Annotated in this window: 16 protein-coding genes; 2 read left to right on the top strand and 14 right to left on the bottom strand. The window is 35.7% G+C overall.

Annotation, left to right across the window (positions count from 1 at the left end; genetic code table 11):
• Together RTP99_RS24820 and RTP99_RS24825 are read right to left on the bottom strand one after the other, a co-directional pair.
• Positions 1-1345 (bottom strand): DNRLRE domain-containing protein (locus tag RTP99_RS24820; RefSeq protein WP_312367991.1); only part of this gene is annotated, 1345 nt, incomplete at its 3' end.
• Between the two features lie 156 nt (positions 1346-1501).
• The gene (locus tag RTP99_RS24825) at positions 1502-2356 is read right to left on the bottom strand and encodes a CvfB family protein (protein ID WP_000281266.1); all 855 of its coding nucleotides are present in this window, start codon (positions 2354-2356) and stop codon (positions 1502-1504) included.
• Between the two features lie 247 nt (positions 2357-2603).
• On the opposite strand from RTP99_RS24825, the gene RTP99_RS24830 reads away from it, so the two are divergent.
• Entirely contained in the window at positions 2604-3095 is a 492-nt protein-coding gene (locus tag RTP99_RS24830) for a YajQ family cyclic di-GMP-binding protein (protein ID WP_001040153.1), read from the top strand.
• Positions 3096-3927: 832 nt separating this feature from the next.
• On the opposite strand, the gene RTP99_RS24835 is transcribed toward RTP99_RS24830, so the two are convergent.
• Entirely contained in the window at positions 3928-4812 is an 885-nt protein-coding gene (locus tag RTP99_RS24835) for a helix-turn-helix domain-containing protein (RefSeq protein ID WP_000397884.1), read from the bottom strand.
• Between the two features lie 260 nt (positions 4813-5072).
• On the bottom strand, positions 5073-6374 hold the full coding sequence (locus RTP99_RS24840; RefSeq protein WP_011040104.1) for an alpha-amylase family glycosyl hydrolase: 1302 nt from the start codon (positions 6372-6374) through the stop codon (positions 5073-5075).
• A gap of 213 nt (positions 6375-6587) precedes the next feature.
• Here RTP99_RS24840 and RTP99_RS24845 point away from each other — a divergent pair, with 213 nt between their 5' ends.
• On the top strand, positions 6588-7823 hold the full coding sequence (locus RTP99_RS24845) for an ammonium transporter (RefSeq protein ID WP_001091649.1): 1236 nt from the start codon (positions 6588-6590) through the stop codon (positions 7821-7823).
• A gap of 120 nt (positions 7824-7943) precedes the next feature.
• On the opposite strand, the gene RTP99_RS24850 is transcribed toward RTP99_RS24845, so the two are convergent.
• The 10 genes from RTP99_RS24850 to hemH all read right to left on the bottom strand — a co-directional run bounded on the left by RTP99_RS24850 (position 7944) and on the right by hemH (position 18909).
• Positions 7944-8585, bottom strand: coding sequence for a helix-turn-helix domain-containing protein (locus RTP99_RS24850; RefSeq protein ID WP_000076217.1), 642 nt, complete (start codon positions 8583-8585; stop codon positions 7944-7946).
• A 175-nt stretch (positions 8586-8760) separates the two neighbouring features.
• A complete protein-coding gene (locus RTP99_RS24855; RefSeq protein WP_071713437.1) occupies positions 8761-8997 on the bottom strand; it encodes a hypothetical protein in 237 nt (78 codons plus the stop codon).
• A 20-nt stretch (positions 8998-9017) separates the two neighbouring features.
• Entirely contained in the window at positions 9018-9698 is a 681-nt protein-coding gene (ytaF, locus tag RTP99_RS24860) for a sporulation membrane protein YtaF (RefSeq protein ID WP_229130798.1), read from the bottom strand.
• Positions 9699-9749: 51 nt separating this feature from the next.
• On the bottom strand, positions 9750-9983 hold the full coding sequence (locus RTP99_RS24865; RefSeq protein WP_000149057.1) for a hypothetical protein: 234 nt from the start codon (positions 9981-9983) through the stop codon (positions 9750-9752).
• Complete coding sequence (locus RTP99_RS24870) at positions 9973-10269, bottom strand: hypothetical protein (protein ID WP_000619722.1); 297 nt, start codon at positions 10267-10269, stop codon at positions 9973-9975. The genes RTP99_RS24865 and RTP99_RS24870 overlap by 11 nt, the downstream gene beginning before the upstream one ends.
• A gap of 13 nt (positions 10270-10282) precedes the next feature.
• Positions 10283-14821 carry a cation-translocating P-type ATPase gene (locus RTP99_RS24875; protein WP_001190927.1) on the bottom strand — a complete coding sequence of 1513 codons (4539 nt, stop codon included), beginning with the start codon at positions 14819-14821 and terminating at the stop codon, positions 10283-10285.
• Between the two features lie 45 nt (positions 14822-14866).
• A complete protein-coding gene (locus tag RTP99_RS24880; RefSeq protein ID WP_000488240.1) occupies positions 14867-15217 on the bottom strand; it encodes a YtxH domain-containing protein in 351 nt (116 codons plus the stop codon).
• Positions 15218-16001: 784 nt separating this feature from the next.
• Entirely contained in the window at positions 16002-16307 is a 306-nt protein-coding gene (locus RTP99_RS24885) for a hypothetical protein (protein WP_000382768.1), read from the bottom strand.
• Positions 16308-16423: 116 nt separating this feature from the next.
• On the bottom strand, positions 16424-17890 hold the full coding sequence (gene katB / locus RTP99_RS24890) for a catalase KatB (RefSeq protein WP_046646733.1): 1467 nt from the start codon (positions 17888-17890) through the stop codon (positions 16424-16426).
• Between the two features lie 59 nt (positions 17891-17949).
• A complete protein-coding gene (hemH, locus tag RTP99_RS24895; RefSeq protein WP_001075098.1) occupies positions 17950-18909 on the bottom strand; it encodes a ferrochelatase in 960 nt (319 codons plus the stop codon).
• Between the last annotated feature and the right edge of the window lie 169 nt (positions 18910-19078).

Below are 19078 nucleotides of genomic sequence, written 5' to 3' on the forward strand. Positions count from 1 at the left end.
CTACCCATGCTTTCACTGTATTCGTTACATTGAACTGGGCCCATTTTCCGCGTCCCACATCAGTTTGTGCAATGTTGTTAGAACCTGGCTTATTATTCCAGTTCACACCACCAACATTCCATCCACCTGTTACTTCATCTAGCCATACACCATTTGGTTGATTTCCATAATAATGCCAAACTGCATAGGCATGAAATGTGGCGCTTTCAATCTTTGCACCTTTTAAATCTGAAACGTTTGGCTTAATAAATGAAAAGTTTGTCCCAGACGCTCCGTCATAATAACCAACTTTTAATGTATAAGCATTTTGGCCAGCATCCCAGAGCTTTCCTCCTGAATAATTGACAGTTGGATACGCACTTGAAGCATAAGCATTTTCAAAGTCATCAACCTCAATTGAAGGATCCACATATACTGGATATTTTCGCTCTGGTGCTTGTAACCACTGCGGGTCTGCAGTAACAGTTAATGTATATGTTTTTTCATCTTTCTTCTCAATATTGTAACGAACCGCATCTGACGTTACAGCCTCACCTGATTGTTGATCCACATTTGAATCATTCATATACGGTTTCGGTAATGTGAATACTTTTTCTTTTTTCTCATTTTGGAAGTCGATTGAACCATCTTCCTGTAAGCTCGGTGTTAAATCTGTTTCTAATGCAAACGTAAAAATATGATGTCCTGTATATTCACGTAAGACAAAATCTTCTTTTACATTTTCGTTAAACGTCGTGCTCTTTAAATCAACATTTGGGAAGATCCCTTTATACCATACTGTATTATTTTCATGTGTCGCAGTGACCGGTGATGGCTTCACTTCACCTTTTTCACCATTTGCACTCATTAATTTATACTGAATCGTATGATCTTTTACTTTAAATTGAACGTACTTTCCATCTTGTGTTGTTTTCTCAAACTCTGGTTCTAATGTTGTATTTTCCGTTACAATTTTTTCATTTGGTGCTTCTACTAATTTCAATGAAACTTCTTCTAACTTTCCATCTTTCTCAACATGAATTGGTTCTGTATATACCTTTTTCGTATACGTACCATCATTATTGTCGAAAACTTTTTCTGTTTCCGTTCTTTCTTCTATAATCTCAGTCGGATTCTTCTGTACTCTAGTCTTATCCTTCTTTAACTGATCTGGATGTGGATCTGGTAACTCCTTCTCTTCTTTCTTTTCCACTTCTGGACTTTGTTCTGAATTTGGAGATGGTGTAAACGGTGGTGCCGTTTCCGCCAATCCATTGAGTGGTATGGAGGTAACAATTAATGCAACTACGATAAGTTGTATTACGTACCTATACCAACGTTTTTTTTTTACTTTTTTCTTCCCCATACATTCACCCCTTCAAAAAATAATCCCCTAATATTTTCAATATTAGTGAAAATGATTAGAATATTCAATTAATTTGTCATATCTTGCAGAAAACAGAAAAACAAAAAAAGACCTATTCCCTAGCCAACTAGAGAAAATAGGTCTTTTCCATTTCCTTTATTTCTTAAAGTACGTCCAACCTTCTTCTTGGTAAACCTTTTCTTCTTTCATCAACTTACCAAGTGCACGCTTAAATGCAGCTTTACTCATATTGAAACGTTCTTTAATGTCTTCTGGATAGCTCTTATCCCAAAACGGCATTGCTCCGCCTCGTTCTTCCATATATGCATAAATCACTGCAGCATCATCTTCCATTCCTTCTTCTTTACGAGGAAGAAGGGAGATGTTAATTGTACCGTCATCTTTTACATCAATAATTCGTCCCGTTACACGTTGACCGATGCGAACTTGCTCTTTTCTTTCTGTGTGATGTAAAAATGCACGGAAATGCTCATCTGTTAATACAAACGAACCAACTTGAAGTGAACGATACACACGTCCGTTTACGTTTTTATTACGCATAGATGGTGTCGCATCTACAACGATTTCTTGCATATCACTATCTCTTGCTGGAAGAGCAATTAAACGATCACGATTCGTTAATTTTAACGTACAATATAATTCGTCTCCAACTTCTGGCCATACTGGCATATAAATTGGGAATTCATCAGCTGGAATTAGTATATCTTTTGATACACCAATATCAACAAACACACCTAGACTAGGAATAACTTCTACAACCTTTACCCAGTTCCAATCATACGTTGTAATAATTGGTTCCTTCATTGTTGCCGAAATACGATTTTGGTGATCAAGATATAAGAATACATCAATCGTATCGCCTTCTTCAATTTCTCCAGCTACTTCATTTTTATGTAGGAAAATTTCTTCTTCTTCATTCCCAACCATATATCCGATTTCCGTTTCGCGTAAAACAGTTACCTGTTCAATCGATCCTATTTGTAAATACATATTTTTTTAATTCCCTTCTATATATATAAAATGAACTTTTTTAACTTTTTATATTTTTATCATTCCAAACAAAAGTTAATTATAACACGATTTTCTCTTTATTTGTCCAACTGCCCAAAATTCACTATAATAAAATGAGGTTACATCATTATAAGCATGAAAACACTTAAGTCTAAGCTCGTTTTCAGCTATACTTTAGTATGTACAGTACATAAAAAGATTAGAAATTTATTTGGAGGTGCTAACTATGGCAAAAGATAGTTCTTTTGACATCGTTTCGAAAGTAGAATTACCTGAAGTAACAAACGCAATTAACACTGCATTAAAAGAAATCCAAAACCGATATGACTTTAAAGGAAGTAAAAGTGATATTAAACTTGAGAAAGAAGTGCTTGTTTTAACTTCTGACGATGAGTTCAAATTAGAGCAAGTAAAAGACGTTCTTATTTCTAAACTCGTAAAACGTAACGTTCCAATTAAGAACTTAGATTACGGAAAAGTTGAAGCGGCGGCTGGTAACACTGTTCGCCAACGCGCAACACTTCAACAAGGTATCGATAAAGATAACGCAAAAAAAATTAACAATATCATTAAAGAAATGAAATTAAAAGTAAAAACACAAGTACAAGATGATCAAGTACGTGTTACGGCGAAAAGCCGTGATGACTTACAAGCAGTTATCGCAGCAGTTCGTAGCGCTGATTTACCAATTGACGTACAATTTATTAACTACCGCTAAAAAGAAAAACATCCTCTGCATAGAGGATGTTTTTCTTTTTAGCGGGTAGAAACAATATGACGAAGACAAGAAGGTATTTGCGGTGAAAATTGCTGAGCGAACAGTGTTTATTCATGCGAATATCTTACAGGTGACCGCGTCGTTAGACTAGGTCTCATTGTAGAATTTTTTTATACATGGAATTGAGGATGACCTTTTAAAAATAAGGAAAAGACACCTTAGAACATTTCCCTTCAACTTGAAGCACTTTCTTTATCAATTGAATCCCAAACCAAAATCCCTCTCCTACTCAAGCGTAACAATTTATGAGTATAAGAATATTTTCCACCCTTCAATGTAATGTAAAATTAATAAGGAATCTTATTCCGTAAAAAAAGTTAATTATAAAAGGGTTAGAAGTGGTTATTTGAAGAAGTTAATATTATGTTTTTTATTGGCTATACTCTCTCTACATATGACAGGATGTTCTAATAATGTAACTACACTAAATGATAAATCTAATTGCATTCACAAAGCTTGGTACAAAAAAACTACGTTATGTAATAATCTAAAGAAACACTAAATAGTTGATGATAAAGCTCATAAAAAACACTTTAAGTTGCCTTCCTCTTACTTGAACCATCTTAATTTTAATATGGAAGGAAAAGAAGTATAAAGTGTTAATAAGGATGCAGATTTCAACATAGAAAGTACGTTAAGTAAACTTTCATTAAAAAATTCATATTAAGTAATAATATTTTAGAATCAAGTTTATAAAAAATATTAAGAGGTTTATAAGTGTAAAACCTACAGGAACTTTTCCTGTAGGTTTTATTGTACTATAAGTAGTTATTTAGCAATTATGTTTTTCGAAATATCCTTCTTTAATTATTTGTAATTTTTTTTCGTTTTTTGTTAATTCAAATATAAATAACGCTGTTTTCATGTTATCAGCAACTTCTTCTTTATTAGATTGTTCAAGCTTTAATAAATTCGAACCTTTTTCATAGTATAGTTCACCCAATAAGTATAAAGTATTTAGATTAATAGCTAATTTGATACCCTTATCAATGTATTTTTTTGCTTCTTCGTATTGATATGTGTAATTTAAACATTTTGCTAAATTATAAATAATTTTTAATTTAATTTCTTTATCTCTAGGAAAATCTAACTTATCAAAATTGTTTAAACATCTTTTTAATATATTAATACTCTCTTTATATTCTTTATTTTCTGCATGAAATATAGCCATTGTCTGCATAATATCTATTTCTCTCTCTGTTAAAAAATCAATATTCGTTACAGTTATTTTTAATGCATTATTCAAAAGAGTTAAAGCTGTTTTTATTGAGTTATTCACACGATATATAGCAATTGCTTCATGCCATATTAGAAATTGTTTATCTTCTTTCATTCGAAAATTATTTAAGTTTTTTTCTTTTGTTACTATTTCATAAAGCTCTTTATATTGATGTTGTCTTATGCAGTCTTTCATTACACATTTTACATTTTCTATATATTTTAATTTTTTGTTTTGAGTTAGTGCAAATATATTATTCGGATCAATACCAAGCCTTTCTGATAATTGATATAACAATATGCTAGATGGATAAATCACACCTTTTTCAATCTTGCTAATTTGACTTTGTGAACATATTCCATGACACAATTCGGATTGTGATATATTTTTTTTAATTCTAAGTTCTTTAATGGTAATACCCAAATCGTAAAATTCCATTTTCGCTCCTCAAATATAACCCTTAATGAGTATAAAATTATTTTTCATCTTTTAATGTAATGTAAAATTAGTATAGTTGCAATTATTGTTTCTTCTATTGTTCTTTTCACTTCTTTGCTCAGATGCATTTCGAGGCGCGAGTCTTACTTCGCAGAAAAACAGGTTAAGGAGAAAGTCTTCTCTTTAACCTGATCCCCTATACTTATTAAGAGCAACGCCTTACCTTAAACTGAAGACGAGATACTAAAGAAAATCGTTACTTATTTCCGTCTCTTTTTAACCGCAATTAAAAAAGCAATAAACAATACGTTCACACCAACTATTAAGGAGATAAATAACCAATTCACACCTGTTTCTCTATTAACTTTATACACATTTGATTCTTCACGCTTTAAAACGAGATAAAACTTCCCATTTTCTTCTCGTATAATTTCATCTTCTAACAATCCTCTTAACTCTTGTTTTTCACCAATCGTACTTGCAGGTAAAGCAACTTTTTGCGTCTCTTTCGTATTATTAATCGCTACTAATGTGACTTCATCTTTATACCTTCTCTTTAGTACACTCATTCCATCTTTATCGTATAGAAGCTCAAACGTACCACGGCGTAAAGATGGTCTCGCTTGTCTAAGCTCACCAAGTTTCGTTATGTGTTGCATAAACTTTTCATCTGATTTGAAGTCCATTAATCGTCTATTATCTGGCGTACCTCCTCCATCCAATGCAATTTCAGTTCCGTAATAAAAATTCGGAATACCTGGTGTTGTTAATAAATATGTAAGAGCTAGTTTCAAACGAGATGGTGGATAATTCATATTCTCTTTTGCAATACGAGCAAATCTTTTTGTATCTTGATTATCTAAAAATGTAGCGGCTGCTCCGTCTTTTTTACTCACATCATATAAAGGTTTCACCGATACGTCCGCTTTGGAAAACGCATCTACTATTTTTTCGTTGTATTCACTATCTTCTTTTGTCATAACTCGAAAATCTTTCTTTATCACTTGCATATCTTTTTGCACATCATCCCAAAAAGCAGGCGACTTTTTTTCACTATGTATTACATAACTTGCATCTAAATCAACTTCTTTGATCCACCATTTCATCGAGTCAATTACTTGTTGTTCGTTTTCTCCAAGTGGAAATTGAAATACAACTTTCATTCCTTTTGCATGAGCTTCTTGCACAAGTTCTTTCACATCATTTTCTGTTCCGAAATGTTCATTTACCTTCTGAAAATTGCGCACGTCTAACCCATCGTATTTTACACTTTCAAAAAGCGGCGAAAGCATAACAGTAGTAAATCCCATTTCTTTTATGTAATCCAACCTTTTTATAATACCTCTTATATCTCCGCCCTGATATCCTTCTAAATTGCCAACTTCTAACTGTTTGTCATTTTTCGGTTCCCCATTATTAAAACGATCAATCATAATGGAATATATAACTTCGTCTCGCCACTCTCTTTTTTCGTCTGCAAATGTATGTATTGGTACAAACAAAACGACAGCTAAACAAAAACAAATGAATAGTTTCCTAGTATGTATTTTCCCCACACGCATCCCCCATGTATTTTAATTGTAAGAATATTATACCAATTATCCAAACGAATCGCATACGTTGATTTCATTCTTATTAAATTACCCCATGTTAGATTTTCTAACATTACATATAAAGTTTTCTGAATTTTTAGTTGATTTTTCTCTTTATTTCGAATATGATATGAAACATAACAAATTGATGTTATTTTTTCTAACATTATAGGAGGAGAGAGAATGAATACAGGAGATACGGTTTTTATGTTTGTAGCGACAGTAATGGTCATGTTAATGACACCAGGATTAGCACTTTTTTATGGAGGTATGGTTCGCAGTAAAAACGTACTCAGTACGACAATGCATAGTTATAGCGCAATGGCTATCGTTTCGATTCAATGGATTGTAATTGGTTATTCTTTATCATTCGGACCCGATTGGCACGGACTTATCGGCACATTCAATTGGTTCGGTTTAAACGGAGTTACCTACGCACCAAATCCAGACTACTCATCTACTATTCCTCACAATTTATTTATGATGTTTCAACTCATGTTTGCTATTCTAACCCCCGCTCTAATTTCAGGAGCATTTGCCGAAAGAATGCGATTTTCAGCTTTCCTTATTTTCATCCTTCTATGGACAACAATCGTTTACAATCCTGTCGCTCATTGGGTATGGGGCGTTGGCGGATGGCTAAGAGAACTTGGCGCATTAGACTTCGCTGGCGGTAATGTCGTTCATATTACATCTGGCGTGGCTGGCCTCGTATTAGCTATTTTCCTTGGAAAACGAAAAAACATAAACGGTTCGTCTCCTCATCATTTACCATTTACGATGTTAGGCGCTGGGCTGCTATGGTTCGGCTGGTTCGGTTTTAACGTCGGAAGCGCATTATCTTTAAATGATGTAGCTTTAACTGCATTTATTAATACAAATATAGCTGCCGCTGCCTCCGCATTAACTTGGATGCTTTCAGAGTGGTTCTTCCAATCAAAACCGACCGCGATGGGAGCTGCTTGTGGCGCCGTTTCCGGTCTAGTCGCTATTACACCAGCTTGCGGGTTCGTTACACCTTTCTCAGCTCTTCTTATCGGAGCAATTGGCGGCGTATTATGCTTCGGAGCGGTCTTTTTCTTAAAAACAAAATTCGGATACGACGATACACTCGATGCATTTGGATGTCACGGCATCGGCGGAACTTGGGGCGGCATTGCGACAGGACTATTTGCAACTACTACCGTAAACAGCGATGGCGCTAACGGATTATTTTACGGAAACGCCGCGTTGCTGTTTAAACAACTTGTAGCAATCGGCGCAACATATGCGTTCACAATTATAATGACGTACGCGATTATTAAAGCAATTAACTTCTTCCTCCCTGTCCGGGTAGATGAGCACGAGGAACATATGGGACTTGATATTTCAATGCATGGGGAGAAAGCTTATGAGTATGTAGAAAAATCGGCTAATTAAAACGAAAAAGGTGTACTCCGTTCTAACACGGGGTACACCTTTTTCGTATATTCATAACGATACAATTATCCCAAACTATTGGTATATAAATATCTTTATCTATCTATTCATATAAACATCTTATCTTTTCATTAGTGCATTTAAAACGAGTTGTACCGCAACCGCATCATCTAAATAGCCGATTGGAAATATATAATCTGGGATTACATCGACCGATAATATAAAGTAAATGAGCGCACTTCCCATTAAAGCAAGTTCTGCAGTCGTTCCTTTCTTCTTCGAAAATCTCTCGTACAATTCTTTCAAATCATTAATAAATGGGCCGATACTGCTTACCTTTTGAATCTTTTCAAGAAACCCCTTTTCAATTGTTTCTTTCCCTTCTTCTGTTTGCGAATATTGTTCATAATTCGCTAACTGCTGCTCTACATTTGATATACTAAACTTTTGATCATATAGCTGAGCAGATTCAAGTAAATGTTCAATATTATTAATGGAAACGTGAATATCAGATTGCTCCTCCTGTTTCGTGTCAATAGAATAACCTGCCGCTACAAACAAATCACCTACCGGAACATCAAGGCTCTCTGCGAACTTTTGCAAATGCTTCGGATTCGCCTTTCGCTTACCATTTATAATCATTGAAATTGTAGCGGTATCAATATTAGTGAGCGCACTAAGTTTTCGCATCGATAAAGACTTTTCCTTAAGTAATTTTTTCAACAACAATCCAAGATTACTTTTTTCATTATCTTGAGACATATCTCATTCCCCTTTATTCACGAGAATAACCATAGTTATTATATAAAAAATAACTACATCACTATACATTTTATATTAACAAATTTTTCTGACCATTTACAAGGTAGAAGTCCCTTTATATGTTTACATTTTACAAACAAAAAAGCTATCTTCTATTCAAGATAGCTTTTTAAAATCATTTTAACCATTTCCGCAATAATACAAATACACTACCGCAAATTATATAAGAACTCACGAATATGACGATGGCCATAAAAAATGAATGATGTAGAGAAAAGGTTAGTATCATCAATAAGAAAGATACAAAGAATAAATCTAATAAAATAAAGTACCCTGAAGTTAAAACACTTTCTACTAACTGCAACTCCGACTCTAACTCCGAGTACTTTAGCCTTTTATACAGTAATCTCAATTTCACTCACCTTCTATGAATTAATCAAAAAATGCAGCAAACGCAATAACTAATAATAATGTTCCACTAATCAATGTACCAAACTGACCTAAAGTGAACTTACCGATACGAACGTGAGCAATCTTTCTCCCTAACGCAACTCCGCCCCATACTGTAATAAAACTACCAACCGCGGCTGCAATACAAATCGCAATTGGATTCAAACCAAATAATCCCGCGCCTAAACCATTCGTTAGTGCATTCGCAGACAAACCAATTCCAAGAAAAATAGATTCTACAAAACCGATTTCACCAGATTTACCGATATTTTTCGTTAAACCATTTATTTCTGTACTTGCCACTTCTCCCTCAGTCTCTTGCACCGGAACTTTACGAGGAATTGCTAGTAAAATAATTCGGAGACCAATTATCACTAATAAGAACGAACCGATTACAACAGGCATAATCCCAGGTAAAATTTTTGACAGCCATAAGCCAAAATATATTCCTACTACACTAAATAAAAAACAAATTATCGAAATAATAAAGTTTGATAGATGACTAATTTTTATATTTCGAATGCCGTAAGAAATTCCTACTCCTAAGTTATCGATACTTGATGAAAATGTTAATGCCAATACCATTATCCACGCTGCCATTTCGTTCACCCCTTCATATTGTTGAACATTCCGGAAACTAACGTGACATACATAGTACGGAATATGGATAAGGGAGACAAAACTCCCTATATCCCTTCCAATTAACGGCCCTGTTTACAAACGTGGTAGCGTGAACCACTTCATTATATTCATGCGATTCACCTTTCCTTTTTCACGAACAGATCGAAAAATTTCTCCTGTAAAAGACCCCATTTTAGTAGCAATCTCTTTTTGCATCTCTTTATTTTCTGATGCTACCTTTACACTCAAGTCTAACGCCTGTTCAAAATGCTCTAACGCTTTTTCTAAATGGTAATCTACATTTTGTTCAACAACTTTATGCGTCATTTCTTACTTCCTCCTTTTCCTCAACCTTTGCAGCCGCTTCTATTACCTCTTGCTCTTCAGCATAATCATCTTCAACATAAGAAAGTTCTTTCTCAAATTGTTTTTGCATTCTATCCATTTTCGCTTCTACGATAATATCTTCTACTTCTTCTTTAATTGTTTCAAAAGTAGATTTCACAACTTTTGTACCTGATTCAGCAAGTGGACGAAGTGTATTTCTTACAACAGGTAATAAAGCGGCACTCGCTAACGCTAAAGTAGACCCAATAACAATTTTTCGTATCATCTTCATTACTCCTTTACACTGTTTTTAATAATGCTAGTTCATTAACTGCCAATTTTTTCGAATCATCATTCTTATATGAAACTAAATTAATAATAGGTTTTGAAATTTGAGATACTGTGCCTGCTACAAGAAGAACAGGTACCCATTGCATAAATGTCAATGGAACGGTATGGAATATACGAGCAAACGGCGGAACATATATAGCTGATAATAATACAAGCCAAGACGTTCCTAATGCTGTTACAAAGAAACGATCTTTTGACCAATCACGCATCGTTTCATCTGACCCTTCTTGTCTCCAAGAAAATGTTTGAATAAGTTGACCTGCAACTAATGCAGCAAATGCTGATGTTTGCGTTACCGCAAGAGGCACGCCAGCTGCTAAGCTCATACCGAATAAAGCAAGTGAACCCGCTCCAAGCAGTATGCCTCGCGTTACAACCTTTTTGTATAGCTCTTTATCAACAATATCTTGACGTTTCGTTTGCTTCGTTTTGTTTCCAGGATTTACAGCTAAAATCATCGCTGGTAAAGCATCTGTAATAAGATTCATTAATAAAATTTGAATTGGCACTAACGGAATGGGCATTCCTGCAATAACTGCTGCACTTGTCACTAATACTTCAGCTAAATTTCCCGTTAATAAACACCCAACCGCTTTTCGAATATTACCAATGATCGTTCTACCTTCTTTTACCCCTTCCACAATGGAACCGAAATGATCTTTTTTCAATATAAGATCGGCAGCCTCTTTCGTTACTTCTGTTCCCGTTTGCCCCATTGCAATACCGATGTTCGCTTTCTTTATAGCAGGCGTATCATTCACACCATCTCCAGTCATCGCAACAATTTGACCGTCAGCTTGATATGCAGTTACTATGCGTAATTTATGGGCTGGTGTTACTCGCGCAAACACAGACGTGTTTTTCACGATATTTTCCAACTCTTCATCTGTTAAATTATCAATTTCTATCCCTGTTAAAACACGATCATCACGATTCCAAATGCCAGTCTGCTTCGCAATAGAGATCGCCGTAGTAGGATGATCCCCAGTAATCATGACTGGTTTTACACCAAGTTCAATCGCTTCACGAATACTCTCTTCCACTTCAGGTTTCGGCGGATCAATCATACCAACTAATCCAACAAAAATAAGGTCATCATTTTCACCATTACTATACGCAAACGCTAATACTCGCAGCGCCTGTTCTGCAAAACCTTCATTTTGTTGTAAAATCACTTCTTTTTCCTCATCACATAACGGATAGATTTCGCCATTATATTGATACCATTTACATCTAGTAAGAATCGCCTCTACAGACCCTTTCGAAAACTTATAGATTGATTCATTTTCCTTACAAACGACACTCATAATTTTCGTCTCAGAGTCAAACGGTTCTTCATGATGTCGTTCAAATGATTTCATATCTTCATGTGACACCCCCACTTTAGAGGCCAAACTTAACAAAGCTCCTTCAGTCGGGTCACCTTTCACAATCCACTGATCCTCCTCTTGTTCTAATTTACTATTATTACAAAGAACACTAATTTGCAGAACGCGAACTAAATCTGGATGTTCTAATGGTGTGTTTTCACTTTCATGATAAGTCACTTCTTCTACTTCCATCTCTACAGCAGCAGCGACTTTAGATGACGTTACATCCGAAATCTTACCAACTGGTTCATATCCGTCACCAGATACACTCCATACACGATTTGGCGTAGCGATCACTTTAACCGTCATTTCGTTCTTCGTAAGAGTACCTGTTTTATCAGAGCAAATAACCGTTGTTCTACCCAACGTTTCTAAACTGGAAAGCTTCCGAACGAGCGCATTTTGCTTCTGCATACGGAATATCCCTGCGCTTAAAGCGATTGTAATCATAATCGGCAAACCTTCTGGAACAGCTGATGCTGTAAGAGCAACCGATGTTGTAATCATTTGCGTAATTGGTAAACCACGTAGTAACCCCGCTACAAGTACAATACCACCAGCTACAAAAGCCCCTTTAATGAACGTTTTACTAATAGACGTCACCTTTTGCTGGAGTGGTGTAGGTTCTGTTTCTTCTCCTTTCATCAAGGAAATCATATAGCCCATTTCTGTATTCATCCCTGTTTCCACTACTATAGCTTTCGCCTTACCGCGCGTTACAGACGTACCCATAAAGAGCATATTATTCCGCTCCGCTAACGAACATTCTTCTCCTATAGCATCCACTTTCTTCTCAACAGGTAGAGACTCCCCTGTTAACATTGCTTCATTCACTTCCAAATTCCAAGAATGTATAGTACGAAGATCAGCAGGTACACGGTCTCCAGCCTGCAGGCAAACAATATCACCGGGAACAAGCTCACTACTTGCTATTTCTACTTCTTCCCCTTCTCGAAGTACTATACAATTCGGCACACGGAATTGATTTAAAGCTTCCACTACTTTTTCGGCCTTCCGCTCTTGAAGAGTTCCAATTACCGCATTGACAACGAGGATTATGCCCATTGCTAACCCGTCAAACACACCGCCTGATAATACAGACAATCCAGCTGCTCCAAGTAAAATAAGCGATGTAAACTCTTTAAATTGGCCCATAAATGAAACAATCCAAGAAACAGACTGCTTCGGTTCAATTGTATTCACCCCATACTTTTCTTGTCGCACTTGCACTTCTTGCTCACTTAATCCTCGCTGTTTCTCCACTTGTAAATCATTTATTACATCTTCTTGCGAGAGTGTATACCATTTAGTAGAAGGTTCTCTCACTGACGAGTCGTTCTTATTTACTATCTCTTTATTAGAAAAAATCTTCTCACTCACCCGCTTTGCTCTAGATAAAAATGTTAAAGATAGAGCATTCGCCATTAAAGCGATGACAGGTGCAGTAAATATAGACCAAACAGCCAACATCTCTCCAGCAATATTCCACATTTTTGCTACTCGAAAATGTTCCTTCACTAGCATATCTATTCGTTTTGCATACGCTATTGATTGGAAAATATTTTTCATTTCATAGTGAGCTACTGACGGAAATTCAATCTTTTCCTCACATACAAATAACACTTCTTCCCCATTCAAACGGATACGCTCTACACGTTCTACAACATCGCTATGTCGCCAGCTTGTATCTATACCGTATTGCGTAAGAACATCCTCATTTATATTTAAACTATTTCCCATAACAGCTATTGCCCATTTATTTTCGTTTAACTTATGAAAGATATGTGCAAACTCAGGAACAATTGTTATTTTTGATCCAACTAACAATCCGAGGCATTTTTGACCCTTTGCTACAAACTGAATGTTAAACCCTTCTTTGCTTAGTCTCTTCGCTTCTAACTCATATAGGCTTATATCTACACCATTTCGTTCTGCAAATTCTTTACTACCGACAAAAGATGGCATACCTTGTATTTCACCTTTTATCCCTTCATCATCAGCTTCAACTTCAAAAGCTTTCCTTAACGTTCTTCTTGTTTGCTTCGCTCGTTGCACAACCTCATCTTTCCAATCATGCTCACTTTTCTCTAGTAACGAAGCTGCCGTGCACAAAACTTGCCCTTCATCTTCTGAAACGCAGCTAATCTCCGCTTCTTCATTACGGAATATACGAGACACATCGTCAAATACGACCGTTCTCGTTCGAGACAATTGAGATAATGACCCTTCATTTGGAATAACGTATCCTCTTTCTCGCGCAACGAGATCCCCTTGTCGCCACGCATACTCAGCAGATGAAACAGCAGGTTTTGGATTCGCAGCTAATAAAACCGCCATTCCGCGTAACGGATTTCTCGTAAATGCCCATGTTGCTCCGCCAAAAAGCATACCCCATTTCGATTGTCTTTCACTGTATGCTTTAATCTCCGGGGATAAAATCCTTTCTTTGTACGAATCTGTTTCTTCATTTATATTCGCCTGACTACGCTTCCAATTTAAATAGTTTAATAGACTAAGTCCCGCTAATACGATAATATTTTCTCGCGCAAGTGCTAGCGCTAGCGTTCCTATGCCAAGCACTAAATCAGAATTCACTTTTTTGCTAGCAACCATTTTTTTGAATCCTCGTTTAAGAAACGGATATCCTGTTACAACGGATAAAGCACCCGATACATAAAAAAGCCCTGGACTTCTAGCTAAAGCTGACCTTCCCATAAATAATTGCTTTATACCAAATGCACCTAATCCAGCGACAGAAAGCGCTAACGGTAACGGGACACCTTCACCTTTTTTCTCGTAAGAAATTACACTAGATGAAGAATCTTCTACTTTCTTCGTTTCTTCCATATTATTAAGGTTATTATTTTTTGTAATTTGTTCTTCTAGGAGTTTAATTATTTCACAAATTGTATGTAGAGAGGTCTTGTTGATATCGTAAGTAATAAGGGCTCTTCCCGTAGAAATAGAGGGACTTACTTGATAAATACCTTCCACGTCACGAAAACGTTCTACTATCAAGTTCGCCATATTTGTATTGTATTTCAGTTTATATATTTCAATTCGAATTCTTCCAGGTAACGATCGTATAAATCTCGTTTTCAATGATTTACTCTGCATCATCATCCTCCTTATTCTTGTAAATGAAATAACATCACTTACTATTTAAGGAGTAACAGGTAGGCTTTCATAATCTACACTCTCATTCGAATGATATGCATTTACACGAGATGCCCATTTTTCCTGGAATTTAGAAATTGTAATCGGCACTGCTTCTACCGCTCCGATAATCGGTGATACTGTTTTTACCGCCGCTTTTCGTGCCGCTTCTTTAACTTTCGGCAGAGCTTCTTCCATTTCTGAACCAGCACTTTTTATTTGTTCTTTTGCCCCGAGAAAAGCAGCTACTGTTTTTACCGCTAATTTTCTTAACCCCGTTCTCGCTTTCGGTGACGCCAATATAACTGCTGCTACCCCAACAGCTATACCGATTGGTGATTTCATAAATCGAAACATGTACATTTCTCCTCACTTCATTATTTTTGAGTCTGTAAACTGAATCAATCCTATCCAAGCTAAGTAAACGTGTAATCCATTTTGTCACATCCTTTTTTTGTAAAAAGTATATATCGAGTATATATTTTCATTTGCATTATTTCAACAATTTATTAGTTTTTTGTAAATTTTATGTTAATTCAGAAAAAGGTTTTGTGAACTTTTCTATTCTTATGCAAGTATACAGGTAATATATTCCACATTATTCTTGCTCAATTATTGAGATTATATTGAGAATTCGTTTTGTTTTTTTACAAATCACAAACTAAGACATGCACTTTTACGAAACAAATTTTATATACTATAAAAAATGCCTCAGGGAGTGATTTTCATGAGCTTATCCTATTGGAAATACGCAATTCTTAATCATATCACTACAAATTTCCGCACCTTCTTATTTAATATCATTGTCGCTATTTTAGGTGAAATCGCACTTTTCCTCGTCCTCAGTTTTGTCCCAAAAAGATTTCATAAATTTTTCGCATAAAAAGGCCTGAGTTCCTATCTATTGTAGAACTCAGGCTGCTTAGCTTTATCGAATGTAGGGGAACCGTTACATATTGTTTATATTCGCATCTCGAAATACCCCATCTAGTATTTGGTAGAATATATCGGCGATTCTTCGGATATATCGACGATTTTTCAAATATATCAGCGATTATTTCAATATATCGACGTTTCGACACAGGATATCGATTTACCAGCAAATTTCGACATGACTTAAAAGTAAAATACCCCGTGTCACTCACGAATCACCATACTTACTTTTATTCAAACTTAATATAATAAGAAATGCAATCGCTATTACAGCTAAAAAACGAACTGGATTAAACGGTGTTCCTACCGTTTCATTAAAACGATGATAAATAAAAGGGATCATCTCAAGTACCATTAGCCCCATTGCAATTTGAAACGTCTCAGCCATCGCTTTGTTTTTTATAAATACAGCACGCTCATCACCTTGTTTCCCAATCGCTATAAACATTTTTATAATAGCAAACACTACAAATAAAAAGACACTTAACGCAATAATAAAAATCAAAACATCCATCAAAATACACCTCTTATATGTAAAACTTATTTGACAAGAGTATAACACCTTTTACCCATCATGTAAAATATCTTTTACACAAAAAAGACGACCGTTTAACAGTCGTCTTTTCCAATTTATTTCGGAGCATTTCCTACATATTGCGTAATATCAACATTTAATGATTGCGCTAAACGCATACCGTACTCTTGATCTGCACGGAAGAAGTTACAAACAGCTAGTAATTTCGTGCGTTCATTTACGTCTTTTAAGTCATTTGTTAAGTTTGCAATTAAGTTGTCTTGCTCTTCTTTAGAGAATGAACGGTAACGCTCACCAGCTTGTTTGAAGTCATTTGGTTTGTCAATTTTCTCACGAGATACATAGCCTTCTACTTTCATAGTTGAATCGCGGTAAGCTGGGTCTTCAACTGGATTTTCAGCATGACGGCTCGGTTCGTAGTTGATTGTAGATGGGTTTTGATTGGTTTGCATCGCACCATCACGTTGTTGGTTATGAACAGCTGCATATGGGCAGTTTACAGGAATTTGTAAGTAGTTTGCACCAAGGCGATAACGCTGTGTATCTGGATAAGAGAATAAACGACCTTGTAATAATTTATCTTCAGATGGTTCAATACCATTTACAGTTGCACTTGGAGAGAACGCCACTTGTTCTACTTCAGCAAAGAAGTTTTTCGGGTTACGATTTAACGTCATTGTCCCTACTTCCATTAATGGAAAACGATCTTCTGGCCAAACTTTCGTTGGATCTAACGGATCGAAATCTAAAGAATCCGTTTCTTCTAGTTGCATCACTTGTACGTGTAAATCCCACTTCGGATAATTTCCTTTTTCGATTGCATCGAATAAGTCACGAGTTGCATGGTTGAAGTCTTTTCCTTGTACTTCTTGCACTTCTTTTGCACTTAAGTTACGTACACCTTGCTGTGGTTTCCAGTGATATTTAATGTAGACAATTTTACCTTCTGCATTAATCCATTTAAATGAATGTACACCGAAACCTTCCATTTCACGATAGCTCGCTGGTGTACCGTAATCAGAAAATACCCATGTCATCATATGTGTAGATTCTGGACTTAACGTCATGAAATCCCAGTAACGATCTGGTGTTTGAATATTTGTATCAGGTGCTGGTTTTAAAGAATGCACCATATCAGGGAATTTAATTGCATCACGAATGAAGAAGACCGGTAAATGATTACCTACGATATCATAGTTTCCTTCTTCTGTATAAAATTTAACAGCGAACCCACGTGGATCACGAGCTGTTTCTGGAGAACCTTGACCATGAATAACCGTTGAAAAACGAACAAATACAGGCGTTTCAGTTCCTTCATTTTGTAAAAATGCTGCTTTCGTATATTGCTTCATGCTATTTTTCGTAACGAATACACCATGAGCACCTGCACCACGTGCGTGCACAACACGCTCTGGAATACGTTCACGATCAAAGTGAGCCAATTTTTCTACTAAATGATAGTCTTCTAATAATACCGGTCCACGGCGACCAGCTGTACGAGAATTTTGGTTGTCTCCAACCGGAGCACCTTGGTTTGTTGTTAAACGATTATTTGGATTCATCTAGGGGGATCCTCCTCTTTCTTTCATAGTAATTATTATTTATTTAAAATTATTATAATCTAATTATTATTCAAAACTAAATCTTTGTCAACTACTTCTTTCATTTTTTTGGAAACAATTTCAGTTAAGCAATCGATAAATATGGATTGTGAATTTGGCATATTCGGTCTAAAATACGCAGCATTTATTTCATCCGTTACAACTCTACACTCGTAATCGTTGTCATATAAAACTTCTAGATGCTCTGCGACAAAGCCAACTGGGCAATATATGAAAGATTCATATCTATGCTCCTCAAATAAATCTCTCGTTAAATCTTGCACATCCGGTCCAATCCATGGATCAGGTGTATTTCCGGCACTTTGCCAACCTATTGTATAATTTTGAATGTTTGCAGCTGCTGCGATTAAATCCGCCGTATGCTGCAATTGCTTCACATAAGGATCACCCGCCGCAATAATTTTCTCTGGTAAACTATGCGCAGAAAAAATGACAACTGCTTTCTCTTTATCTTCAATCTTTGTAAATGTTTCTTTTATTTGATCTGCCCAATACGAAATAAATTTTGGTTCATCATACCATTGTTCAATTGGTTCAATAACAGGACCACCAATTTCTTCCGAAAGACGAATAGCACGGTCATTATACGCTTTAATGCTAAATGTAGAATAATGCGGTGCTAATACGATACTAATCGCCTGCTCAATCCCATCACGCTTCATCTCTTCTACTGCATCTTCTATAAATGGGGCTATATGTTTTAATCCTAAGTAACAATTAAATTCATACTCTGTAAATATATTATTCATTGAATCTGTTAATTTATGCGCTTGCTCTTTCGTAATTTTTGCAAGTGGTGAAATTCCGCCAATCGCTTTATAACGCCCAATTAAATCTTGGAGTGCTTCTTCAGAAGGTTTGCGCCCGTGGCGAATATGTGTGTAGTACGCTTCTACATCCTCTAATGATTCTGGCGTTCCATATGCCATTACGAGTAAACCTATTTTTTTCTTTGCCATCTATATAACACCTCAATTTTATAAATGAGAATCTTTTTCAAGAACATTTGTTTCCAATTATAACAACTAATAATAAGTACGTCAAAATAATTATTCTAAATAAGTATTTTTTATAATATGATTTTGAATTTTATATGACAATTTTTTTAATAAAAAGCGACTTACATAT

The organism is Bacillus sp. (in: firmicutes) (assembly GCF_031983925.1).
In the GTDB taxonomy this organism is placed as follows: Bacteria; Bacillota; Bacilli; order Bacillales; family Bacillaceae_G; genus Bacillus_A; species Bacillus_A pacificus.